At 72.6% G+C, this 22,789-nt stretch carries 20 protein-coding genes; 9 read left to right on the forward strand and 11 right to left on the reverse strand.

Features of this window, described 5'->3' with window-relative positions; translation table 11 throughout:
- Window position 1: 1 nt before the first annotated feature.
- Genes ACZ7LT_RS01575 through rsmH form a run of 4 tightly spaced genes read right to left on the reverse strand, consistent with a single transcriptional unit; the run spans window position 2 to window position 5,036 of the window.
- Entirely contained in the window at window positions 2-1,639 is a 1,638-nt protein-coding gene (locus ACZ7LT_RS01575; RefSeq protein ID WP_471232766.1) for a UDP-N-acetylmuramoyl-L-alanyl-D-glutamate--2,6-diaminopimelate ligase, read from the reverse strand.
- Window positions 1,640-1,655: 16 nt separating this feature from the next.
- Window positions 1,656-3,587: a peptidoglycan D,D-transpeptidase FtsI family protein gene (locus ACZ7LT_RS01580; RefSeq protein ID WP_471232767.1), complete on the reverse strand. Its 1,932-nt coding sequence runs from the start codon at window positions 3,585-3,587 to the stop codon at window positions 1,656-1,658.
- A 4-nt stretch (window positions 3,588-3,591) separates the two neighbouring features.
- Window positions 3,592-4,086: a cell division protein FtsL gene (ftsL, locus tag ACZ7LT_RS01585; protein ID WP_471232769.1), complete on the reverse strand. Its 495-nt coding sequence runs from the start codon at window positions 4,084-4,086 to the stop codon at window positions 3,592-3,594.
- Window positions 4,083-5,036: a 16S rRNA (cytosine(1402)-N(4))-methyltransferase RsmH gene (gene rsmH / locus ACZ7LT_RS01590; protein WP_471232771.1), complete on the reverse strand. Its 954-nt coding sequence runs from the start codon at window positions 5,034-5,036 to the stop codon at window positions 4,083-4,085. Before rsmH ends, ftsL begins: the two co-directional genes overlap by 4 nt.
- Before the next feature lie 325 nt (window positions 5,037-5,361).
- On the opposite strand from rsmH, the gene ACZ7LT_RS01595 reads away from it, so the two are divergent.
- The 4 genes from ACZ7LT_RS01595 to ACZ7LT_RS01610 all read left to right on the forward strand — a co-directional run bounded on the left by ACZ7LT_RS01595 (window position 5,362) and on the right by ACZ7LT_RS01610 (window position 10,928).
- Window positions 5,362-5,904 carry a beta-class carbonic anhydrase gene (locus ACZ7LT_RS01595; protein ID WP_471232773.1) on the forward strand — a complete coding sequence of 181 codons (543 nt, stop codon included), beginning with the start codon at window positions 5,362-5,364 and terminating at the stop codon, window positions 5,902-5,904.
- 232 nt (window positions 5,905-6,136) lie between these two features.
- Window positions 6,137-7,147 carry an AAA family ATPase gene (locus ACZ7LT_RS01600; protein ID WP_471232774.1) on the forward strand — a complete coding sequence of 337 codons (1,011 nt, stop codon included), beginning with the start codon at window positions 6,137-6,139 and terminating at the stop codon, window positions 7,145-7,147.
- Window positions 7,147-8,505 (forward strand): DUF58 domain-containing protein, encoded by a 1,359-nt coding sequence (locus ACZ7LT_RS01605; protein WP_471232776.1) that lies wholly within the window; start codon window positions 7,147-7,149, stop codon window positions 8,503-8,505. Before ACZ7LT_RS01600 ends, ACZ7LT_RS01605 begins: the two co-directional genes overlap by 1 nt.
- Window positions 8,502-10,928: a transglutaminase TgpA family protein gene (locus tag ACZ7LT_RS01610; RefSeq protein WP_471232778.1), complete on the forward strand. Its 2,427-nt coding sequence runs from the start codon at window positions 8,502-8,504 to the stop codon at window positions 10,926-10,928. Before ACZ7LT_RS01605 ends, ACZ7LT_RS01610 begins: the two co-directional genes overlap by 4 nt.
- A gap of 256 nt (window positions 10,929-11,184) precedes the next feature.
- On the opposite strand, the gene ACZ7LT_RS01615 is transcribed toward ACZ7LT_RS01610, so the two are convergent.
- The 3 genes from ACZ7LT_RS01615 to ACZ7LT_RS01625 form a co-directional block, all read right to left on the reverse strand.
- Entirely contained in the window at window positions 11,185-11,577 is a 393-nt protein-coding gene (locus tag ACZ7LT_RS01615; RefSeq protein WP_471232780.1) for a DUF3040 domain-containing protein, read from the reverse strand.
- 292 nt (window positions 11,578-11,869) lie between these two features.
- Window positions 11,870-12,658 carry a methyltransferase gene (locus tag ACZ7LT_RS01620; protein ID WP_471232782.1) on the reverse strand — a complete coding sequence of 263 codons (789 nt, stop codon included), beginning with the start codon at window positions 12,656-12,658 and terminating at the stop codon, window positions 11,870-11,872.
- Between the two features lie 67 nt (window positions 12,659-12,725).
- On the reverse strand, window positions 12,726-13,196 hold the full coding sequence (locus ACZ7LT_RS01625) for an SAV_6107 family HEPN domain-containing protein (protein WP_471232784.1): 471 nt from the start codon (window positions 13,194-13,196) through the stop codon (window positions 12,726-12,728).
- A 163-nt stretch (window positions 13,197-13,359) separates the two neighbouring features.
- Between ACZ7LT_RS01625 and ACZ7LT_RS01630 the strand changes: the two genes are divergently transcribed.
- From ACZ7LT_RS01630 to ACZ7LT_RS01650, 5 genes are all read left to right on the forward strand, one after another.
- A complete protein-coding gene (locus ACZ7LT_RS01630; protein WP_471232786.1) occupies window positions 13,360-14,310 on the forward strand; it encodes an ATP-binding cassette domain-containing protein in 951 nt (316 codons plus the stop codon).
- Window positions 14,282-16,369: a YhgE/Pip family protein gene (locus tag ACZ7LT_RS01635; RefSeq protein WP_471232787.1), complete on the forward strand. Its 2,088-nt coding sequence runs from the start codon at window positions 14,282-14,284 to the stop codon at window positions 16,367-16,369. The genes ACZ7LT_RS01630 and ACZ7LT_RS01635 overlap by 29 nt, the downstream gene beginning before the upstream one ends.
- Window positions 16,370-16,388: 19 nt before the next feature.
- Window positions 16,389-16,997: a TetR/AcrR family transcriptional regulator gene (locus ACZ7LT_RS01640; RefSeq protein ID WP_471232788.1), complete on the forward strand. Its 609-nt coding sequence runs from the start codon at window positions 16,389-16,391 to the stop codon at window positions 16,995-16,997.
- A gap of 361 nt (window positions 16,998-17,358) precedes the next feature.
- Window positions 17,359-17,976, forward strand: coding sequence for a DUF4126 domain-containing protein (locus tag ACZ7LT_RS01645; protein ID WP_471232789.1), 618 nt, complete (start codon window positions 17,359-17,361; stop codon window positions 17,974-17,976).
- A gap of 39 nt (window positions 17,977-18,015) precedes the next feature.
- Window positions 18,016-19,482, forward strand: a complete 1,467-nt coding sequence (locus ACZ7LT_RS01650; RefSeq protein WP_471232790.1) for a phytoene desaturase family protein — start codon at window positions 18,016-18,018, stop codon at window positions 19,480-19,482.
- Between the two features lie 213 nt (window positions 19,483-19,695).
- Here ACZ7LT_RS01650 and ACZ7LT_RS01655 read toward each other — a convergent pair whose 3' ends face one another.
- The 4 genes from ACZ7LT_RS01655 to ACZ7LT_RS01670 all read right to left on the reverse strand — a co-directional run bounded on the left by ACZ7LT_RS01655 (window position 19,696) and on the right by ACZ7LT_RS01670 (window position 22,778).
- Entirely contained in the window at window positions 19,696-20,529 is an 834-nt protein-coding gene (locus ACZ7LT_RS01655; RefSeq protein WP_471232791.1) for a hypothetical protein, read from the reverse strand.
- Window positions 20,530-20,579: 50 nt separating this feature from the next.
- Complete coding sequence (metF, locus tag ACZ7LT_RS01660) at window positions 20,580-21,497, reverse strand: methylenetetrahydrofolate reductase [NAD(P)H] (RefSeq protein WP_471232792.1); 918 nt, start codon at window positions 21,495-21,497, stop codon at window positions 20,580-20,582.
- Window positions 21,498-21,666: 169 nt separating this feature from the next.
- Entirely contained in the window at window positions 21,667-22,317 is a 651-nt protein-coding gene (thiE, locus tag ACZ7LT_RS01665; protein WP_471232794.1) for a thiamine phosphate synthase, read from the reverse strand.
- Between the two features lie 95 nt (window positions 22,318-22,412).
- A complete protein-coding gene (locus tag ACZ7LT_RS01670; RefSeq protein WP_471232796.1) occupies window positions 22,413-22,778 on the reverse strand; it encodes an Rv2175c family DNA-binding protein in 366 nt (121 codons plus the stop codon).
- Between the last annotated feature and the right edge of the window lie 11 nt (window positions 22,779-22,789).

Raw genomic sequence — 22,789 nt, forward strand, 5'->3', positions numbered from 1 at the left:
CTTATCCCTGACTGTTCTGGATGGCTTCGCGCAGGACCTGGCGGTCGTCGAAGGGGCGTACCACCCCGGCGATGTCCTGGCCCTGCTCATGGCCCTTGCCCGCGACGAGGACGGTGTCGCCGGGCTCGGCGCGGGCCACGGCCGCGGCGATCGCGGCGGCCCGGTCGGGCTCGACGAGCACGTCGCCGCGTTCGTGGACGGGGACCTCGGCGGCGCCGGCGAGCATGGTGGCGAGGATGGCGAGGGGGTCCTCGGAACGGGGGTTGTCGGAGGTCAGTACGGCGGTGTCGGCGAGGCGGGCGGCGGCGGCGCCCATCGGGCCGCGCTTGGTGGTGTCGCGGTCGCCGCCGCAGCCGAGGACGACGTGCAGCTTGCCTTCGGTGACCTTGCGCAGGGAGCGCAGGACCGATTCGACAGCGTCCGTCTTGTGGGCGTAGTCGACGACGGCGAGGTACGGCTGGCCGGCGTCGACGCGCTCGAGGCGGCCGGGGACGCCGGCGACCGCGGTGATGCCGTCGGCGGCGGTCTGCGGGTCGAGTCCGGCGACGGCGAGGGTGACGACGGCGGCGAGGGTGTTGGCGACGTTGAACGGGCCGGGCAGCGGGGCGGTGGCGGAGATCCGCTCGCCCTTGGGGCCGACGGCGGTGAAGGTGCTGCTGTCCTGGCGCAGGTCGATGTCCTCGGCGCGCCAGTCGGCGTCGGGGTGGCCCTCGGCGGAGAAGGTGGTGACGGGCACGGTGGCCTCCTTCACCAGCCGCCTGCCGTACTCGTCGTCGAGGTTGACCACCGCCTCGCGGGAGCGGTGCGGGGTGAACAGCTGCGCCTTGGCCCGGTAGTAGTCCTCCATGTCGGAGTGGAACTCCATGTGTTCCGGGCTGAGGTTGTTGAAGACGGCGACGTCGAAGACGCAGCCGTCGACCCGGCCGAGCACGAGGGCGTGGCTGGAGACCTCCATGGCGACCGCGTCGACGCCGCGTTCGCGCATGACCGCGAACAGGGCCTGCAGGTCGGTGGCTTCGGGGGTGGTGCGCTCGGACTTGATGCGTTCGTCGCCGATCCGCATCTCGACCGTGCCGACCAGTCCGGTGCGGCGGCCGGCCGCCTTGAGCCCGCCTTCGACGAGGTAGGCGGTGGTGGTCTTGCCGGAGGTGCCGGTGATGCCGATCTGGAGCAGGTCGCTGCCCGGGCGGCCGTAGATCTCGGCGGCGAGCTCGCCCATCCGGCCCCGCGGGTCCTCGGTCACCAGGACCGGCAGGCCGGTCTCGGCGGCGCGGTCGGCGCCGGAGGGGTCGGTGAGGATCGCGGCGGCGCCGAGTCCGGCGGCCTGGGCGACGAAGTCGGCGCCGTGCATCCGGGCGCCCGGCAGTGCGGCGTACACGTCACCGGGGTGGACGGCCCGGGAGTCGTGGGTGATGCCGGTGACCTCGCCGGTGCCGGGGAGGTCGGCACCCAGGCGGGCGGCCAGCTCGCCGAGGGGGGTCGGGTGGACCCGTTCCGGCCGGGGCGGGGTGGTTCGGTACTGATCAGCGTGTGGCACGGCGGTGAGCGTACCGGGCGCACCCTGCGAGGGCCTAAATGGGTGGGCGGCGCCGTCGGGGTTCGGTTTCCGGTTCCCGGGTTGGGGGGTGATCGTTGTCACTGGTGCTCCCGGCGGCTCAGGGCTTGAAGGTGACCGGCATCCGAGCGGGTTCGGCGCCGGTCGGGGCGACGTGCAGGGTCTTCAGGGCGAACTCCATGACCTTCTTGTAGATAGGTCCGCAGATCTGGCCGCCGAAGTAGCTGCCCTTGGTGGGGTTCTGGATGGCGCAGTAGACGGTGATCCGGGGGTTGTCGGCGGGGGCGAAGCCGGCGAAGGAGGCGGTGTAGCCCTTGTAGCGGCCGGTGGCCGGATCGACGCGGTTGGCGGTGCCGGTCTTGCCGGCGACGCGGTAGCCGGGGATGGCGGCCTTGGTGCCGGTGCCCTCCTCGTCGCCGACGACGGATTCGAGCATCTGGGCGAGGGTCTTGGCGGTCTTCTCGCTGACGACCCTGGTCCGCTCGGGTGCGGGGGCGGGGGTGAAGCGCCCGTCGGGTCCCTTGGTGCCGCGCACGATCGTGGGCTGGATGCGTACGCCGCCGTTGGCGATGGTCGAGTAGACGGACGCGGCCTGCATGGCGTTGAGGGAGAAGCCCTGGCCGAAAGGGATCGTGTACTGCTGAGAGGTGGACCAGGCCTTGGGCTTGGCGAGGATGCCGGAGCTCTCGCCCGGATAGCCGAGTCCGGTGCGGCTGCCCATGCCGAACTTGCGCAGGTACGAGTCGAGGACCGCGTTCGCCTCGGGCTGGGTCTTTCCGAGGCGGCCGGTGGCCAGGATCGTGCCGATGTTGCTGGACTTGGCGAGGACGCCGTTGAGGGTGAGGTGCCAGGTGGGGTGGTCGATGTCGTCCTTGAAGAGCCGGTCGCCGCGGTGGAGCCGGTTGGGGACGATGACGTGCGTGTCGGGGGCGGCGACGCCCTCCTCGAGCACGGCGGCCATGGACATGACCTTGGCGGTGGAGCCGGGTTCGTAGACGTCCTGGAGGGCGGCGTTGCCCATGGCGGCGGCGTTGGCCTGGGAGAGGTCGTTGGGGTCGAAGCCGGGGGCGTTGGCCATGGCGAGGATCTCGCCGGTGCGGGTGTTCTGGACCATCACGTAGCCGCGGTCCGCCTTGGACTTGGTGACCTGTTCGGTGATGGCCTGCTGGGCGGCCCACTGGATGTCCCGGTCGATGGTGAGCTCGATGTCGGAGCCGGGGACGGCCGGGGTCTCGTGGGCTCCGGCGGTGGGGACGCGGCGGCCGCCGGACTGGGCGTAGGTGATCTTGCCGTCCTTGCCGGCGAGTTCCTTGTCGAGCATGGACTCCAGGCCGCCGCCGCCGTGGCCGTCGGCGTTGACGTAGCCCAGTATCCCGGCGGCGAGCCGGCCGTTGGGGTAGACCCGCTTGCTGCTCTTCTCGTTGAAGACGCCGGCGAGCACGCTGATGCCGGTGCCGCCCTTGGCCTTTCCGGCGCGGGCCTTCTCGGCGAAGACGTTCTTGAGGTCCTTGATCTGGTTCCAGACCTGGGGGGTCTGGCGGCGGGCGAGGACGGTGTAGCGGGACTTGGGGGCGCGCAGTTTCGCGGCGAGCTCGGCGGGGTCCTTGCCGAGGATGGGGGCGAGGAGGGCGGCGGCCTGTTCGGGCGCGTCCTTCACCTTGCTCTCCTCGGGCGTGAACATCTTGGGGTCGGCGGTGATGTCGTACGCGTCGACGCTGGCGGCCAGGGCGATGCCGGAGCGGTCGGTGATCTCGCCGCGTTCGGCGGCGAGGGTGTGGCTGAGGTAGCGATTTTTCTCCGCCCTTGCGGCGTACGCGCTGGCGTCGACGGCCTGGACCTGGAGGAGCCGTACGACGAAGGCCAGCATCACCAGGGTCAGGCCGAGGCTGACCAGGCGCAGCCGGGGGCGGGGGCTGCCGAGCCGGATCGTGCGGGGCCGGGCGGTGGTGCGGGGACGCCGCTGGGGGCGCGCGGTGGGCCGGGGGCGCGCGGGGCCCGGTACGCGGCGGCGCGGAGGGTCCTGGGGCGGCACTGCGTCACCTGCCGGAGGTCGTCGGGGCGGGATTCTCGGGGGCCGTACGGGCCGCCGGGGGCGGCGCGGAGGCGGCGGGCGCGCTGGGCTCGGGGGCCGGGGCGGGCGCCGCGGCGGCGGGGCGGGGGGCGCCGCGGACGGTGCCGTCCGGGTCGAGGAAGGCGGGGCTGCCGCCGGGGACCATGCCGAGCTGCCGGGCGCGGCGTGCCAGGGCGTCGGGGGCGGAGTGGTTGTCCACGTCGCGCTGGAGGGCCTGTTCCTCGTCGGTCAGTTCGGTGGTCTCGCGCTTGAGCTCGCTCAGCCTGAAGGAGCCCTCGTTGAGCGCGGAGTTGAGGAGCAGGAGGCCGATGAGGCCGCCGCCGAGGAGGACGACGACGAGCAGGACGAAGGGGGTGCGGGCGGCGGTGCTGGGCCCGGACGGCATGAGCCGGGCCAGCCGTGCGGCCGGCCCTCTCAGCGCGTCCTTGGCCCCTTTCCCGCCCTTGGCCCCCTGGGTCACACGTCCTCCCGGATCCGCTCCGCGCCCCGCAGCCTGGCCGGTGCCGCGCGGCGGTTCTCGGCGATCTCTTCCTCGGTGGGCAGCTCGGCGCCGCGGGTGAGCAGCTTGAGCCGGGGCTGGTACTGCTCGGGTACGACGGGCAGGCCGGGCGGGGCGGTGTTCGCCGCGCCCGCCGCGAAGACCTGCTTGACCAGCCGGTCCTCGAGCGAGTGGTACGACAGGACGGCGATGCGGCCGCCGACGGCGAGCGCCTTGACGGCGGCGGGGATGGCGCGTTCCAGGACCGTCAGCTCGCCGTTGACCTCGATGCGCAGGGCCTGGAAGGTGCGCTTGGCGGGGTTGCCGCCGGTGCGCTTGGCGGCCTGGGGCAGGGAGTCGCGGATCAGTTCGACGAGCCGGGCGCTGTTGGTGAACGGCTCCTTCTCGCGCTCGCGCACGATGGCGGAGACGATCCGCTTGGCCTGCTTCTCCTCGCCGTAGGCGCGCAGGATGCGCACGAGCTCGCCCGGCGGGTAGGTGTTGAGGACCTCGGCGGCGCTCACGCCGGTCGTCTGGTCCATGCGCATGTCGAGCGGGGCGTCCTGGGCGTAGGCGAAGCCGCGGTCGGCCTCGTCGAGCTGCATCGAGGAGACGCCGAGGTCGAAGAGGATGCCGTCGGCGCGGGGGATGCCGAGCCGGTCGAGGACCTCGGGGAGCTCGTCGTAGACGGCGTGGACCAGCGTGGCACGGTCGCCGAAGGGCGCGAGGCGCTCGCCGGAGAGCCGCAGGGCTTCCTTGTCCCGGTCGAGGGCCACCAGACGGGCTTCGGGGAACTGGGTGAGCAGGGCCTCGCTGTGTCCGCCGAGCCCGAGGGTGCAGTCGACGACCACGGCCCCGGGGCGTCGCAGAGCAGGGGCCAACATGTCCAGGCACCGCTGGAGCATCACCGGGACGTGTCGGTCGTTGCTCAATGCGCCCTCTCAGATCCGGCGCGGCGTACGTGCTGCCGGGTACCGCCTCCCCCAGCCCGTACCGCCGCGCACGCGGGGGAGAAACTGCTGAAATCGCTCAATGTCTCCGTGGACTGCGCGTCACTTTAGTCCACGGGGGCGCCCGGTCAATCAACCGGCAGGCGCGTCGCACGGGGCGGGCGAGCTCCGCGGGCAAAACGGGACAGCTCACCCGTTCGGGTGGACGGTCTCACGCCTGTGGGTTACCTCACAACAGCCCTCATTGACGTTCTTTGTCCACTCTCACAGCAGGACCGAGACGCCCGTGACCATTAACGTCATAGCTATGTCGACTTCCGCGCACTCTTCCGCCGACGCTCTCCGCACGGCCGGCACCGTCACGGACCGTCTCGTCGAAGCCAACGGCAAGTACGCCGCCCGGTTCACCGATCCTGGGATGGACGCCCGGCCCGTGCTCCAGGTCGCCGTGGTGGCCTGTATGGACGCCCGCCTCGATCTGCACGCGGCGCTCGGCCTCGAACTGGGCGACTGTCACACCATCCGCAACGCCGGCGGTGTGGTCACCGACGACGTGATCCGCTCGCTCACCATCAGCCAGCGGGCGCTCGGCACCCGCAGCGTGGTCCTCATCCACCACACGGGCTGCGGTCTGGAGTCCCTCACCGAGGAGTTCCGGCACGAGCTGGAGATGGAGGTCGGGCAGCGCCCGGCGTGGGCGGTCGAGGCGTTCCGCGACGTCGACCAGGACGTCCGGCAGTCGATGCAGCGGGTGCGGACCTCGCCGTTCCTGGTGCACACCGACGACGTACGCGGTTTTGTCTTCGACGTGACCACGGGTCTGCTGCGCGAGATCGACCCCGTCGGCTGACGGTTCGGCCGAGGGTCGCGTACGGCGGTCCGAGGGCAGAAAACACGGCAACCCCCGACATATCTCGCACGGTTGTCCACAGGCGAGTGACACATCGCGGTGACGCCAACAAGAATGCGGGGTGCGGCACCCTCCGGAACCGTCCGGAGCCGGTGCCAGTGTTTGGGGTGGGCCGGACCGTGCAGTCCACGCGTCGGCCCGTAGAACCTGGGAACGTGCCAAGGAGGGCCGGGTGACGACCTATGACGATCGAGCGAGCCTCACAGATCTGACCACCACAGCGGAGCGTGTCCGCGGGTCGGTGGAGGCTGTGATCGAGGGCAAGCCGGAGGTCGTACGAACGGCACTGACGGTGCTGCTCGCCGAGGGCCATCTGCTCATCGAGGATGTGCCGGGCGTGGGCAAGACCATGCTGGCCAAGGCGCTGGCGCGGTCCATCGACTGCTCCGTGCGGCGCATCCAGTTCACGCCCGACCTGCTGCCGTCGGACATCACCGGCGTGTCGATCTACGACCAGCAGCGCCGGGACTTCGAGTTCAAGCCCGGGGCGATCTTCGCGCAGATCGTGATCGGCGACGAGATCAACCGCGCCTCGCCCAAGACCCAGTCGGCTCTACTGGAGTCGATGGAGGAGCGGCAGGTCACGATCGACGGGCAGACCTACGAGCTGCCCAGCCCCTTCATGGTGGTCGCCACCCAGAACCCGGTGGAGATGGAGGGCACGTACCCGCTGCCCGAGGCGCAGCGGGACCGCTTCATGGCGCGGGTGTCGATCGGCTATCCCAGCCCGGAGGCCGAGCTCCAGATGCTCGACATCCACGGCTCGGTCTCCCCGCTGGACGACCTCCAGCCGGTGGCGCACGCCCATGACATCGTGAAGCTGATCGACGCGGTCCGTACGGTCCATGTCGCCGACGCGGTACGGCGCTACGCCGTCGACGTGGTCGCCGCCACCCGTACGCACCCCGACCTGAGACTCGGCGCATCCCCGCGCGCCACCTTGCACCTGCTGCGCGCCGCCAAGGCGACGGCCGCGCTCAGCGGCCGCGACTACGCCCTGCCGGACGACGTGCAGGCGCTGGCGGTGCCGGTGCTCGCGCACCGGCTGCTGCCCACCGCGCAGGCGCAGCTGAACCGGCGCACCTCCGAGCAGGTTGTCCTGGAGATCCTGCAGCGCACGCCGGTGCCCCACGCGGGCGGCCCGCTCTTCGGCCAGCAGCAGCCCGGCGCACGGCGGCTGTGATGGCGGCCGACGGGGCGGGTGCCCCGGACGGCGAGGTCAAGGGCGGCGTACGGGCCGCGCTCGGTGGTCTGACGACCCGGGGCCGTTCCTTCCTCGCCGCGGGTGTCGCGGCGGCGATCTGCGCCTATGTGCTGGGCCAGGGCGACCTGCTGCGGGTCGGGCTGCTGCTCGCGACGCTGCCGCTGGTCTGTGTGGCGGTGCTGTACCGCACCCGCTACCGGGTGGCGAGCAGCCGGCGGCTGTCCCCGCGGCGGGTGGCGGCGGGCTCCGAGGCGCGGGTGCATCTGCGGATGGACAACGTCTCGCGGCTGCCGACCGGGCTTTTGATGCTCCAGGACCATGTGCCGTACGTGCTCGGCCCCCGGCCGCGGTTCGTCCTTGACCGGATGGAGGCGGGCGGCCGGCGCGAGGTGTCGTACCGGGTCCGCTCGGATCTGCGCGGCCGCTATCCGCTCGGGCCGCTCCAGCTGCGGCTGACCGACCCGTTCGGGATGTGCGAGCTGACCCGTTCGTTCAGCGCGTACGACACCCTGACGGTGATCCCGCGGACCGAGGCGCTGCCGCCGGTGCGGCTGGCCGGGGAGGCGTCGGGGTACGGCGAGGGGCGGCAGCGCTCGCTGGCGCTGGCCGGCGAGGACGACGTCATCCCGCGCACGTACCGCTACGGGGACGATCTGCGCCGGGTGCACTGGCGTTCCACCGCGCGCTACGGCGAGCTGATGGTGCGCCGTGAGGAGCAGCCGCAGCGGGCCCGCTGCACGGTCCTGCTGGACACCCGTGCGGTCGCCTTCCACGGGGCGGGCCCGGACTCCGCGTTCGAGTGGGCGGTGTCGGGCGCCGCGTCGGCGCTGGTGCACATGCTGGAGCGGGGATTTTCGGTCCGGCTGCTGACCGACACGGGCACGTCGGTGCCCGGCGAGGGGGACGGCGGCTTCGCCGGCACGTCCCAGGACTCGGCGGACTCGGCCGGGCTGATGATGGACACCCTCGCGGTGGTCGACCACTCCGACGGCGCCGGGCTCTCGCGCGCGTACGACGCGCTGCGCGGCGGTGAGGGCCTGCTGGTGGCGTTCCTCGGCGATCTCGACGAGGAGCAGGCGGCGCTGGCCGCCCGGATGCGGCAGCGCAGCGGCACGGCCGTCGCCTTCCTGCTGGACAGCGGTGCCTGGCTGACCGGCGGGTCGGTGCCCGGGGCGGTCGAGGAACGGCTGCGGCAGCTGCGCGAGGCCGGGTGGACGGCGCTGGCCGTCCCGCCCGGGGCGTCGCTCGCCGATCTGTGGCGGCAGGCGGGCCAGGAGGGCACGGTCTTCGGTGCCTCGGCCGGTGGGACGACGGAACACTTCGGGAGTTGGGGATGAGCGGTCGCGGAAGGCTGACGCTGTGCGCCTTCGCCGCCACGCTGATGGCGGCCACCGCGCTGCTGCCGCTGGTCGAGCCGGCCACCTGGATCGTGCAGGCCGCGTTCCTGCTCGCGGTGCAGAGCGGGGCGGGGGCGCTGGCCCGGCGGGTGCCGCTGGCCCGGACGGTGACGATCGCGATCCAGGCCGTCGTTTCCCTGCTGGCCCTGACGGTCGTCTTCGCCCGGGAGGAGGCGCTGCTCCTTCTGCTGCCGGGGCCGGAGGCCTTCGGACGGTTCGGGGAGCTGCTGGCGACGGGCGCGGCGGACGTGGGGACGTACGCCATTCCCGCGCCGGGCACCGACGGCATCCGGCTGCTGGTCGTCGGCGGGGTGCTGGTGATCGGTCTTGCGGTGGACGCGCTGGCGGTGACCTTCCGCAGCGCGGCTCCGGCGGGGCTGCCGCTGCTGGCGCTGTACTCGGTGGCCGCCGGTCTGGCGGGCGGCGGCGGTGCGAGCTGGCTGTGGTTCCTGCTCGCGGGCTGCGGCTATCTCGTCCTGCTGCTGGCCGAGGGGCGCGACCGGCTCTCCCAGTGGGGTCGGGTCTTCGGCGGCGCCCCGCGGACCGCGGGCGGCGGGTCGGGCGGTCTCGACCTGGCGGGCGGTCCGGTGGCGCCGGTGCGTACGGGGCGGCGGATCGGGGTGCTCGCGCTGGGAGTGGCGCTGGCCGTGCCGGCGGCGCTGCCCGCGCTGAGCGGCGGGCTGCTCGGCGGTTCCGGCGACGGCGCCGGGCAGGGCAGCGGAGGGGGCACGATCTCCGCGGTGAACCCGCTGGTGTCCTTGAAGGACAGCCTGAACCAGGGCGAGCAGACGGAGTGGCTCAAGTACCGCACCAACGCAGGCAGCACCTCCGACATGTATCTGCGGCTGGTCGCGCTGGACCAGTTCGACGGCACGTCGTGGAAGTCCTCCCAGCGGCCCGTGCGGGACGTGCCCAAGGAACTCCCCCGGCCGGACGGGCTGAGCAACTCGGTCGCCACGAGCGAGATCACCACCAATGTCACGGCGTCCGGCGCCTACGAGCAGAAGTGGCTGCCGCTGCCCTATCCGGCGACCTCGGTCGACATCGGCGGGCGCTGGCGGTACGAACCGGCCGGCCGGATGCTCGTCGGCGACGACCGCCAGACCACGAAGGGCGTGGCGTACCAGGTCAGCAGCTTGCGGGTGCAGCCGACGGCCGAGCAGCTGGCGAACGCGGGCGAGGCGCCGGGGCCCGTAGTGCGGGAGTACACCCGGGTGCCCGAGTCGCTGCCCGCCGAGGTGCGGCTGACGGCCCTGAAGGTGACCGTGGGCGCGATGAACGACTACGAGCGCGCGGTCAAGCTCCAGGACTGGTTCGCCTCGGACGGCGGGTTCCGCTACGACACCACGGTCACGTCCGGTACGGGCGTGGAGGCGATCTCCCGGTTCCTGAAGCAGAAGGAAGGCTTCTGCATCCACTTCTCGTTCTCGATGGCCGCGATGGCCCGGACGCTGGGGATTCCCGCGCGGGTCGCGGTGGGCTTCACACCGGGCACGCCGACGGCGGACGGCGCGATGTCGGTGGGGAACCGGGACGCGCACGCCTGGCCGGAGCTGTACTTCGAGGGGGTGGGCTGGACCCGTTTCGAGCCGACGCCCACGCGCGGTACGGCGCCGGACTACACCCGGCAGCAGACCCCGGGCGGCGGGGCGACCAGCCCGGCGCAGCCCGAGGCGACCGCTTCGGCCGCCGCGTCCGCGGCGCCGTCGGTGTCGGAGAGCTGCCCGGCGCAGGCCCGGCGGCTCGGTGAGTGCGGCGGCCCCTCGGAGCCGGGTGTGCCGGTGGTGGACGACGCGGGCACCCCGCCGTCGACGATCGCCCTGGTGGGCCTGGGTGTGGCCGTGGTGCTGCTGATTCCGTTCCTGCCGCTGCTGTGGCGGACGCGGGTACGGGCGCTCCGGCTCGCTTCGCCGGGTCGTACGGCGGCGGACGGCGCCGCCCGGACGCTGGCGGTGTGGCAGGAGGTCATCGACACGGCCTGGGACCACGGCGTCGTACCGGACGAGTCGCAGACCCCGCGCAGGACGGCCGCCCGGATCGTGCGGCTCGGCCGGCTCGAAGGGGACCCGGCCGATGCGGTGCACCGGGTGGCCAGGTCGGTCGAGCAGGTGCTGTACGCGCCGGACCCGCGGCCCGGTGCCGGGCTGGCCGACGACGCTGCCCTGATCCGGGCGGGCCTGCGGGCCGTGTCGGGCCGCGGGGCCCGGCTGCGGGCGCTGCTCCTGCCCCGTTCGGCCGTCCGGGTGATGTGGGCGGCGTCCGCGCGCTGGGCGGCGGTCACCGACCGATGGGGGACGCGGCGGCGGCGCTGGGCGGACCGGTGGGCGGGGGCGCTGCGGCGGCCTTCGCGCCAGCGGGGGTAGCGCCCGGGGTCTGCCACCGGGGATACGCGAAACGGGTGAGGGGTGAGCGCTGGGAAACGCTCACCCCTCACCCGTTCGGGAAGAGTTCCTCGGGAAGTTTTCTTCCGGAAGAGGTGCTCGGGAAGTCTTCTTCCGGAAGAGGTGCTCGGGAAGGTCGTTGGTGAGGAGGAGCCTGGCCGGCCTGGAGAGGTTCGAGGCCGTGCAAAGGCGTCGTTCCGGCTCGGGGGACGGGACCTCGTCCGTATCGGCTACGGGGTCAGTGGCCCTGTTCGTCGCGGCGGCGCTGCCACCGCTCCTCGATCCGGTGCATCATCGAGCGGCGCTGCCGGGGCTGCCGGCCGGTGGCCGGACCTCCCTGAGCCGGTCGCTCGCCGGGCTTGGGAGCCTTGCGCCATCCGGTGACTGCCAGTACCGCGCAGCCGAGCATGACGAGGAAGCCCACCACGCTGATCCAGATCTGCTGGGCGACCATTCCGGCCATGAGGAGCGCGATACCCACCAGGAAGCCGGCGACCGCCTGGTAGACCCGTCGCCGGGTGTATGTACGCAGCCCGCTTCCCTCGAGCGCTGTCGCGAACTTGGGATCTTCGGCGTACAGCGCTCGCTCCATCTGCTCGAGCATTCGCTGCTCGTGCTCCGAGAGCGGCACGGAGTCCTCCTAGTCGTCGGTCGCGGGGGCGACCGGGATGCGGCCCTTTCAGGATAGGCAGGGAATCGCCCCCGTGAAACCCGCCCTCAATGCCAATTCGCCAGTCCGGGCCGCCATGCCGGTACGGCTGTTGAGGCGTTGATTCCCCGACGGCCGATCCGTCATGCCGGATGGTGTCCCCCGATCATACGGCGCTCGGCCCGCGATCGGGGGGTCTGTGGCGTACTCCCTCTGCCGCTGCGCCGCTGATCAGCCCGGTGGGCCGGCCGTGAGGGGCCGCGGCGGGCGGGGGTCAGGCGCGCTTCTCGCCGAGGACGTGGAGCTGGGTGGCGACCGCGTGGAAGGCGGGCAGCTCGGCGGCGGCCTCCTCCAGCTTGAGGAGGGCCTCGACGGCACCGGGCTCGGTGTCGACGAGAACGCCGGGGACCAGGTCGGCGAAGACGCGGACGCCGTGCACGGAGCCGACGTCAAGACCGGCCTCGTCGGCGAGCGCGGCGAGCTGCTCGGCGGTGAAGCGGCGGGGCACCGGGTCACCGGCGCCCCAGCGGCCGTCCGGGTCGGTCAGCGCCTGGCGGGCCTCGGTGAAGTGGCCGGCCAGGGCGCGGGCGAGGACGGCGCCGCCGAGTCCGGCCGCCAGCAGGCTGAGCGCGCCGGCGGGGCGCAGCGCGGCGACCGCGTTGCGTACGCCTTCGGCGGGGTCGTCGACGTACTCCAGGACGCCGTGGCAGAGCACGGCGTCGAAGCCGCCGCGCTCGACGACGTCGAAGAGGCCGTGGATGTCGCCCTGGACACCGCGGACCCGCTCGGCAACGCCGGCCTCGGCGGCGCGGCGCTCCAGCGCGAACAGGGCGTTGGGGCTGGGGTCGACGACGGTTACCTGGTGACCCAGGCGTGCGACGGGCACGGCGAACTTGCCGGAGCCGCCGCCGGTGTCGAGGACGTCGAGGACGGCCTTCCCGGAGGCCTTTACCCGGCGCTCCAGGGCGTCCTGGAGGACGTCCCAGACCACGGCGGTACGCAGGGAGGCGCGCGAAGGGCGCGATGTGGTCTCCCGACCGAAGGCGGGGGAAGGGTCCGACACGGCAGTTGACTCCTCGTCTACGGGTGTGAACGCTCCCCCACCCTATGGCCTCGGGCGCCCTGGCCCGTCACCCTGCGGCTTCGCCGGTTCCGGGCCCGTCGGTACGGGCCCTGGGCAGCGTCGGCGTGAGCGCGAGGAGGCGCTCCACCAGGCGCAGGAACAGGGCGGCGTCGCGCAGCAGGTCGTCCGCGTCACGGGCGGAGGCGGCGCCCCGTATGCCGGCCTCGGCCCGGGCCCGGCGGGCGGCGCCGGAGGCGAACAGGGCGCTCCATTCGGTCAGCTCGGGGGCGAGCTCGGGGAGCACCTCCCAGGCGCTTCTGATCCTCCGGCGGGCGCGGGCGCCGGTCTCGGGGCGGGCGCGGGCGGCGAGCACGGCCGCGGCGGTGCGCAGGGCGGCGAGGTGGGCGGTGGCGTACCGCTCGTTGGGCTCCTGGAGGCTCTGGGCCTCGGTCAGGCCTTCGCGGGCCTGGACGAGCAGGGCGAGGGCGGCGGGGGGCGCGGAGGCGCGCCGCCGGACGGGGTGGACATCGCTCACCATGACGAACCCTTCTGTCGTCGGGTCACGGTGCTGTGGCCGTATGGGTCGGGTCCCATCGTGCGTGCCACCACTGACAATCGGCCCTGACCTGGGCTTTTGCCTTCCACTACGACGCGGTATAGTTTTTGCACTGACTGGTCAGTTCAAATTGGGGGGAGGGCGCGTGAAGAGCACCGCAGAGTCCTCGGGCGCCGCTGTCACCGCCGAGGGCTTCGGGCTCAAGGGGCCGCGCGGCTGGGCGTTCCGTGACGTCACCTTCACGGCCGGGCCGGGCTCGCTCGTGGCGATCGAGGGCCCGTCGGGCTCGGGCCGCACCTGCCTGCTGCTCGCGCTCACCGGCCGGATGAAGCCGGCGGAAGGCCATGCCGAGGTCGGCGGGGTGCGTCTGCCGCGCAAGATGGCCGCCGTGCGCCGGATGAGCGCGCTCGGGCCGGTGCCCGGCGTCAGCGATCTGGACCCGGCGCTCACGGTCGCCGAGCATCTGCGTGAGCGGGCCCTGCTCCAGCGCCGGTTCGACGGCTCGCCGCTCGCGCTGCTGCGGCCGCCCGGCGAGCGGGCCGCGGCCACCCGGCGCCGTATCGAGGCGGCGCTCGACGCCGCCGGGCTCGACCTGGAGACCCTACCGAAGGCCGAGCGGACCTCCGTACGGGACCTGGAGCGGCTGGAGGCGCTGCGGCTGTCCGTGGCACTGGCCCTGATCGGCGAGCCGCGGCTGCTGGCCGTCGACGACCTGGACCTCAAGCTCTCCGACTCCGCCCGGGCCGAGGCGTGGGAGCTGCTGCGGTCGATCGCGCGGCGGGGCGTGACCGTGCTCGCCGTGTGCAGCGAGGCGCCCGAGGACGCCCTGCGGATCACCACCCAGGGCGGGAGCGGCACCCCGGCCGCCGGGACCGACGACGCGCAGACCGACGACGCCGACGACGCCAAGGGCGCCGACGCCACCGGCCGGGACGCCGACGCGGAAGACGCCAAGGCCGCCGAGGACTCGGAGGACACCGAGGACCCGGGCGACGACACCGGCGAGACCGGCGGTACCGGCGACGCCGAGAAGACAGACACCGACGACACCGAGGAGGGGGCAGCCGATGCGCTCGCCGAAACTGGCCGCGCTTGAGCTGAAGCGGTTCGGCAGGGGCAAGCTCCCCCGCGCCGCTCTCGTCGCGATCCTGCTGCTGCCGTTGCTGTACGGCGCGCTCTACCTGTGGTCCTTCTGGGACCCGTACAGCCGGCTCGACCGGATACCCGTCGCCCTCGTCAACGACGACAAGGGCGCCACCGCCGGCGGGAAGAAGATCTCCGCGGGCGACGACATCACCAAGAACCTGCGCGACAGCCAGGTCTTCGACTGGCACGAGGTGTCGGACGCCGAGGCCCGCGAGGGCGTCGAGGACGGCACGTACTACCTCTCGCTGACCATGCCCGCCGACTTCAGCGAGCGGATCGCCTCCAGCTCCGGCGACTCGCCCGAGACGGGCGCCCTCCAGGTCCGGACGAACGACGCCAACAACTACATCGTCGGCCAGATCTCCCGGACGGTCTTCTCCGAGGTGCGCACCGCCGCCTCGACCAAGTCGTCCCGGTCCTTCCTCGACAAGATCTTCATCTCGTTCTCCGACATCCACGACGCCACCGAGAAGGCGGCCAAGGGCGCCGACCAGCTCAAGGACGGGGTCGGAAAGGCGAAGAAGGGCTCCAAGGCCCTCTCCGACGGTCTGACGAACGCCAAGGACGGCAGCGGGGACCTCGCCTCCGCCCTCAAGAAGCTCGACAAGGGCGCCGCGGACGTCGAGCGCGGCACCCGCGGCGTCGCCAACGGCACCCAGGCACTCGCCGACAAGGTGAACGGGAACGCGGACAAGCTCCGCCCGTACCTCAAGGACAACGGCAAGAAGATCGGCGACTCGGCCCGGCTGGTCTCCGACCTCTCCGCCGCCATGCGCCACAACCTGGAGCTGATCACGAAGACGGGCCCGGCGGCCCGCACCGGCGCCCACAAGGCGTCCGAGAAGCTCGACGGCATCTACCGCAAGCGCTGCGAGAACGACCCCACGCCGGACGCCGAGCTGTGCAAGGCGACCAAGCAGGCCAAGACGGCCGCCGCCGACGTGGCAAAGATCGCCGACGATCTCCATGAGCTGTCCAAGGACAGCAAGGGCGACCTCAAGAAGCTCGACAAGGAGCTGGCGAAGGTCCAGAAGCAGGCCGACGCGCTCGCCAAGCGCGCCCCGCATCTGGACGAGGACCTCGAGTACGCCGTGAGCAAGATCAACGAGCTGAACACCGGCGCCCAGAAGGTCGCCACGGGTGCCGACCAGCTCCACACCGGCCTGACCAAGACGAAGAACGGCTCGGTCAACCTCGACACCGGCATCGGCAAGCTCAAGAAGGGCGCCGGCGACCTCGACGGGGGCCTGTTCAAGCTCGCCGACGGCTCCACCGACCTCGCCACCGGACTCAACAGCGGCGTCTCCAAGATCCCCGACTACGACCGTGAGGACCGCGACCGCCGCACCGAGGTGATGGCCGACCCGGTCAAGCTCGCCTCGCAGTCGCTGCACAAGGCGCCCAACTACGGCACCGGCTTCGCCCCGTACTTCATCCCGCTCTCCCTGTGGGTGGGCGCCATGGTGGCGTACATGCTGATCCAGCCGATGAACCGGCGGGCGCTCGCCGCCGGCGCGTCCGCCTGGCGGATCGCCCTCGCGGGCTGGCTGCCGGTCGCCACGATCGGCTTCCTCCAGGTCGGCGCGCTGATGTCCGTACTGCACTGGGGCCTGGGCCTGGAGATGACCCGTGCCGCCGGCACGATCGGCTTCCTCGCGCTGGTGACCGGCTGCTTCGCCGCGATCATCCAGTGGCTCAACGCCCGCTTCGGCGCGGCCGGCCGGATCCTGGTCCTCGCGGTCCTGATGCTCCAGCTGACCTCGGCCGGGGGTACGTACCCCGTCCAGACCAGCCCGGGCTTCTTCAACGCGATCCACCCGTACCTGCCGATGACGTACGTCGTCGAGGCTCTGCGCCGGCTCATCAGCGGCGGCTCCATCGGGCCGGTCTGGCAGGCGGTTGCCGTCCTGAGCGCGTTCACCGTCGGGGCGCTGGCGCTCACCGCCGTCTCGGCCCGCCGCAAGCAGGTGTGGAGCCTGGACCGTCTCCACCCCGACCTGAGCCTGTGAGAATCGGAACGTGACCAGCATGGACAGCAGCAGCACCAGACGCCAGGCGACCCGGGCCAAGCTCTACGAGGCGGCCGTGACCCTCATCGCCGAACAGGGCTTCTCGGCGACGACGGTGGACGAGATCGCCGAACGGGCCGGGGTCGCCAAAGGCACGGTCTACTACAACTTCAAGAGCAAGACCGAGCTCTTCGAGGAGCTGCTGCGGCACGGCGTGGGCCTGCTCACCGCCTCGCTGCGGGCCGCCGCCGACGAGACCGCGGCGCGCGGCGGCACCCGGGTCGAGGCCCTGGACGCGATGATCAGGGCCGGTCTGGTCTTCATCGACCGCTACCCCGCCTTCACCCAGCTGTACGTGGCCGAGCTGTGGCGCACCAACCGCGCCTGGCAGTCCACCCTGCTGGTGGTCCGTCAGGAGGCGGTCGCCGTGGTGGAGACCGTGCTGCGGGAGGGGGTCGAGGGCGGCGAGCTCAGCGACGAGATCGACATCCCGCTGACGGCGGCGGCACTGGTCGGCATGGTCCTGGTGGCCGCGCTGGACTGGCAGGCGTTCCAGCACGAGCGGTCGATCGACGATGTGCACGCGGCGCTGTCCAGGCTGCTGCACGGGCGTGTGAGCGGTCGTTAGCCGTGCTGTAGCAGCGGCTATGGCTCCGTGAAACGAAAAACACCGGTCCGGTGAGGCTCGATCCCCCCGAGCCTCACCGGACCGGCTGTGTGCCACCCGACAGCCGACCCCGTGTCCCCCGTGGTCGTCCGCCAGGCACCCCCGTGCCCCCGTGCACCCCCGCTCCGGCAGGTGCGCCACACCGTTCCGCAGCCCCGTGCCGGCGGTACCGCGTGGCGCCCCTCCCGTGGTCTCCACTCTTCCGTCCCCGCAGGTGGAACCCCATCCGCACAACTACTCATCTGACCCACTAGGTACGGATACTCAGGGGCCCGCGCTCATCCCCACGCGCGCGTGGCCCCCGCTGGTTACGATCGCGTCCGTGTCCGTACTCCCCCTGGTCTTCACCAGCGGCTGGGCGAGCGGGATCAACGCCTACGCGGTGGTCCTGCTGTTCGGCATCTTCGGCGCGACCGGGATCTCCGACGACGTGCCCGAGTCGCTTCAGCGCACCGACGTCCTGATCGCGGCCGGTGTGCTCTTCCTCTGCGAGGCCGTCGCGGACAAGATCCCGTACGTCGACTCGGTGTGGGACTCCGTCCACACCGTCGTCCGGCCGGTCGCGGGCGCGGTGGTGGGGGCGTTGCTGGCCGGGGAGAGCGGGTCGCTGCCGGAGCTGGCGGCGGGTGCCGTGGGCGGCTCGACGGCGCTGATGAGCCATCTGGTGAAGGCGGGCACCCGGATGGCGATCAACACCTCGCCGGAGCCGTTCAGCAACGTCGTGATGAGCACGGCCGAGGATCTGGGAGTCGCCGGGATCATCACCTTCGCGGTCTTCAACCCGCAGGCCGCGGCGGTGATCGCGGCGGTGCTGCTGGTCCTCGGGGTGGTGCTGCTCGTCCTGCTCGCGGCGCGGATCCGCCGGTTCCGGCGGCGGCGGGCCCAGCGGCGCGAGGAGAGCCGGCTGGCCGAGGCCCGGGCGCCTCGGTCACGGGAGTGAGGGCCGTCGCTGTCGGTGGCGGTCGATAGGCTTTTCGGCATGGCACGTATTGCGGTGATCGGCGCCGGGATGGGCGCGATGGCGGCGGCCGCCCGGCTGGCCGTGGCAGGCCACCGGGTGACGGTGTACGAACGCTCGGCGACGTACGGCGGCGCGGTGGGCCGGTTCGAGCGGGACGGTTTCGCCTTCGACACCGGCCCCGGGCTGCTGCATCTGCCCGCGGTGCACCGCGATCTGTTCGTCAAGACCGGCAAGGAAGCGCTGGAGAAGTGCGTCGAGCTGGTGCAGGTGGATCCGTCGAGCCGTCATGTCTTCGCGGACGGTACGGCCGTGTCGCTGCCGAACGCCTCGCGGGCGGGGGTCGTCTCCGCCCTCGACGCCGCCCTGGGCGAGGGCGCGGGCGAGCGGTGGGGCGACTTCATGGGCCGGGCCCGCGAGGCCTGGGACCGCACCCGGCGCCCGCTGCTCGAAGAACCGCTGCCGGCCGACCCCTCTCCCCTGGCCCGGGAGCCGTACCCCGGGCTGAAGTCGGGGCTGCTGCGGCGCACCCCCACGACGCTCGCCGAGGTGGGGCGGCGCGAGCTGCGTGATCCGCGCCTGACGGCGCTGCTGGACGGCTACGCCCTGGCGTACGGCCTGGATCCGGCCACCGCCCCGGCCTCCGCCGCCGTGCTGCCGTACATGGAGCAGACCTTCGGCTCCTGGTACGTCCGCGGGGGCATACGGGCCCTCGCGGACGCCCTGCACGGGCGATGCCTGGCGCGGAAGGTGGAGTTCGTCTTCGGCGCCGAGGTGACGCGGGTGCTGGAGAAGGACGGGCGCGCGGCCGGTGTGGAGTTGGCGGACGGACGGCGGGCCGAGGCGGACCATGTGGTCGCCGCCGCGCCCGTGCCCGCGCTGTACCGGGACGGGGTGATCGGTTCGGTGGGCCAGGACGCGCCGCCGAGGGTCCGGACCGGTCGGGTGACCCTCTGTCTGGCGCTCCGCGGGGCCCGGGAGGCCGACGCGGCCCATCGGACGGTGGTCCACTCCGCCGACCCGGCGGACGAACGGGCCGCGCTCGCCGCGGGCCGTCCGGCGCTGCGGCCGACCGTGGTGGTGCTGCGCCCCGACGACGCGCGGCTGCGCCCGGACGACGGCCACGAGGCGGTGACGGTCACGGCGACCGTGCCGGTGGCCGTGGACGACGGCTGGGAGGCGTTCGCCGACCGGATGACGGAGGCCGCGGAGTGGGCCGTCCCAAGCCTGCGTGAACGACTGCTGTGGCGCCACGTACGCACCCCCGCGGACACCCTCCGGGAGACCGGCATGGCGGAGGTCCCGCCACCCGCCCTGGCGGGCGCGGCCGGCCGGCTGCTGCCGTCCGCCAACGTCTCCCCGCTGCCGGGCCTGTACTTCGCGGGCGGCTGGTCCCACCCGGGCGGCGGCCTCGCCCACAGCGGCATGTCCGGCGCGCTGGTGGCCGGCCTGATCGTGGAGGGCGCGGACTTCCGCGGCTCGCGGTAGGGGGTTGGCCGTTCGGGGGGGCTGTTCGGACGCGGGTCACCTGGCAGCCGGACCGTTCGCGTAGCCGGGCGGCAGCCGACGCGTTCGGCGGCCGGACCGTTGGCGTAGCCGGGCGGCTCGAAGCCGGTGCCGCCCGGAAGTCAGCCCGCACGCGAGGCCGGGAGGCCCGGAGCCGCTGCCGCCCGCCAGCCGGCAAGTCGCCGGCCCAGCCGGTCAGTAGCGGTACGGCTGCTGGTCGCCCTGGCCCTGGTCGTAGCCGTACGGGGAGGGCTGTTCCTGCGGCACGGGCGGCATCGGGGGAATCGGCGGCGGGGTGAGCTGGTCGCTGTCGCGCTGCTGGGGGACCCAGACGCCGCCGGGCGGGGTGTCGTAGCCGTAGGGCTGGCCGTACGGGTCGGAGTAGGCGGCGTACTGCTGCTGGCCGTTCCCGTAGTCGTACGCGGTGTACTGCTGGCCGTCGGTGCCGGGGCCGATGTACGGGTCGGAGTAGGCGGCGTACTGCTGCTGTCCGGTGCCGTAGTCGTAGCCGGCGGCGTACGCGTCCTGGCCCGCGGGCTGGTCGTAGCCGGGGGTGTAGGTGCCGTAGGCGGTGCCGAACGCCGCGGCGCCCTGGTCGGCCTGGCCGGCGCTCTCGTCGTAGACGCCGTACTGGCCCGTGTCGTCGGGGAGCGGCTGCGGTGCGTAGACCGCCGTGGTCTCCGCGGGCGAGGGCTCCACCGGCTCCTCAAGGCTCGGGCCCGCGGCCGCCGTCGCGGCCGGCGCGGCCGACCTGCGGCGGCGGCTGGCGCCGGGGCTGCCGCCGAGGGCCCAGCCCGTGGAGAAGCCGCGGCGGAAGGAGAGCGTGACGTAGGTCTGGCCCACCGCGAACGCGATCGCGCCAAGGACGATCACCAGGACCGACGGCAGCAGCACGCCGAGGACGACGCCGAGGAAGCCGGTGAAGGCCAGCAGCCGCCAGCGCAGTCGGGCCTTGTACTGCAGCAGCACCTCGCCGAGCAGCCACAGCGCGACGATGCCGAACGCGATGTAGAGGACCGTCCAGCCCATGCCCGCCCCTCCCTATGGCCTCCGCCACGGGTAGGAGCGGGTACGGCCGGTCACGACTGCTGGTGCAGTCCGAGATTTTCGTAGATCTCGAGCGTGGCGGTGGAGTTGTTGAGCGTGATGAAGTGCAGACCGGGGACACCCTCGGACAGCAGCCGTGCGCAGAACTCCGTCGCGAACTCGATGCCAATGGAGCGTACAGCGGCCGGATCGTCCTTGACGGCGAGGATCCGTTCTTTCACGTCGGACGGGAAGTGGGCGTTGCTGAGCTGTGGGAGCCTGTCCAGCTGCTTGACGCTGGTGACGGGCATGACCTCGGGGATGATCGGGGTCTCGCAGCCGGCCGCGGTGACCGCGTCGCGCAGCCGCAGATAGTTCTCCGGGTCGAAGAACATCTGGGTGATCGCGTAGTCCGCGCCGGCCCGGCACTTGTCGGCGAAGTGCCGGATGTCCGTGTCCCAGTCGTCGGAGCGCGGATGCATCTCGGGGAAGGCCGCGACGCCGACGCAGAAGTCGCCGGACTCCTTGATCAGCCGAACGAGTTCGGCGGCGTAGGTCACTCCCTCGGGGTGCCGGACCCATTCGCCCATGGGGTCGCCGGGCGGGTCGCCGCGCACGGCGAGGATGTTCCTGATGCCCGCGTCGGCGTACTGGCCGATCATGTTGCGCAGTTCGGCGACGGAGTGGCCGACGGCGGTGAGGTGGGCGACCGGGGTCAAGGTGGAGTCGGCGGCGATCTGCTCGGTGGCCTTCACCGTGCCGGCGCGGGTGGAGCCGCCGGCCCCGTAGGTGACGGAGACGAAGCTCGGGGCCACCGCCTCGACCCGGCGCAGCGCGTTCCAGAGGTTCCGCTCACCCTTCTCGGTCTTGGGCGCCCAGAACTCGAAAGAGTACGAAGTTTTGCCGGTCGCGAGCAGATCGCGCACGGTACGTGCGCGATCCGTCCTGGTCGAAGCTGTGCCAAGGGCCATACCCGCAGGTTAACGAGGCCCCGCCCGTCCCCCAACCAGAGCAGGGCGATTTGGCCGGTTTTGCCGGTTTCACGTCCACACTTCGGACACTTTTCGCGACGGAACCCCCAAAACGGAACGGTTCCGTCCACCATGTGGACAAGATCGCGAGGCCGCGATCGCGGCAAGGTCAGAGGGAGCGTTCCCGTATCCGCTTGGCCAGCGCGGCGGCGGCCGCGGCCGGGTCGTCGGCCTCCGTGACGGCCCGTACGACCACGATCCGGCGGGCGCCCGCGTCCAGCACCTCGTCGAGGTTGCCCGCGTCGATGCCACCGATCGCGAACCAGGGCCGGTCCTGCTCCAGCGAGGCCGCGTACCGCACGAGGTCCAGGCCGGGGGCGTACCGGCCGGGCTTGGTGGGGGTGGGCCAGCAGGGGCCGGTGCAGAAGTAGTCCACGCCCGGCTCGGCGACCGCCGCGTCGACCTCCGCCTCACCGTGGGTGGAGCGGCCGATCAGGACGGACTCGCCGAGGATGGCGCGCGCGGCCGGGACGGGCAGGTCGCCCTGGCCCAGGTGCAGCACGTCGGAGCCGATGGCGTGGGCGACGTCGGCCCGGTCGTTCACGGCGAGGAGCTTGCCGTGGCGGCGGCAGGCGTCGGCGAACACGGCGAGGTGCTCCAGCTCCTCGCCGGCCTCCATGCCCTTGTCCCGAAGCTGGACGATGTCCACCCCGGAGCTGAGCACGGCGTCGAGGAACGCGGGCAGGTCCCCCTGCCGCTTGCGCGCGTCCGTGCACAGATAGAGGCGGGCGTCGGCGAGCTGCGCGCGAGGCGTGGACATGAGGCGTTCCCCCCGTGTGGTGCGGCGGCGTACGGGACGGGCTTGTCCGGCCCGTACGCCGCCTGGTGTCGGTTCCTGCTGGTGTCCTGCTGGCGTCAGACGGCGAGCGCCTGGGCGCGGCGCTTCACCTCCGTGCCGCGATTCTCGCTGAGCGCCTGCACGGGCGTGCCCGGCAGGGTCGGGTCGGGAGTGAAGAGCCACTCCAGCATCTCTTCGTCGGTGAAGCCGTCGTCCTTCAGGAGCGTCAGGGTGCCGCTGAGGCCCTTGACGACCTTGCCGTCCTTGATGAAGGCGGCCGGCACCTGGAGCGTCCGGTTCTCACCGCGTCGCACGGCGATCAGCTGGCCCTCCTTGACCAGCTGCCGCACGCGCGTCACCTCGACATCGAGGATTTCCGCGATGTCGGGGAGGTGAAGCCAGGCGGGGACGAGAGCATCGATTTTTGCGTCAATCTCGGTCACGGGACAAGCGT

The sequence above is a fragment of the Streptomyces sp. NPDC039465 genome (genome assembly GCF_055639315.1).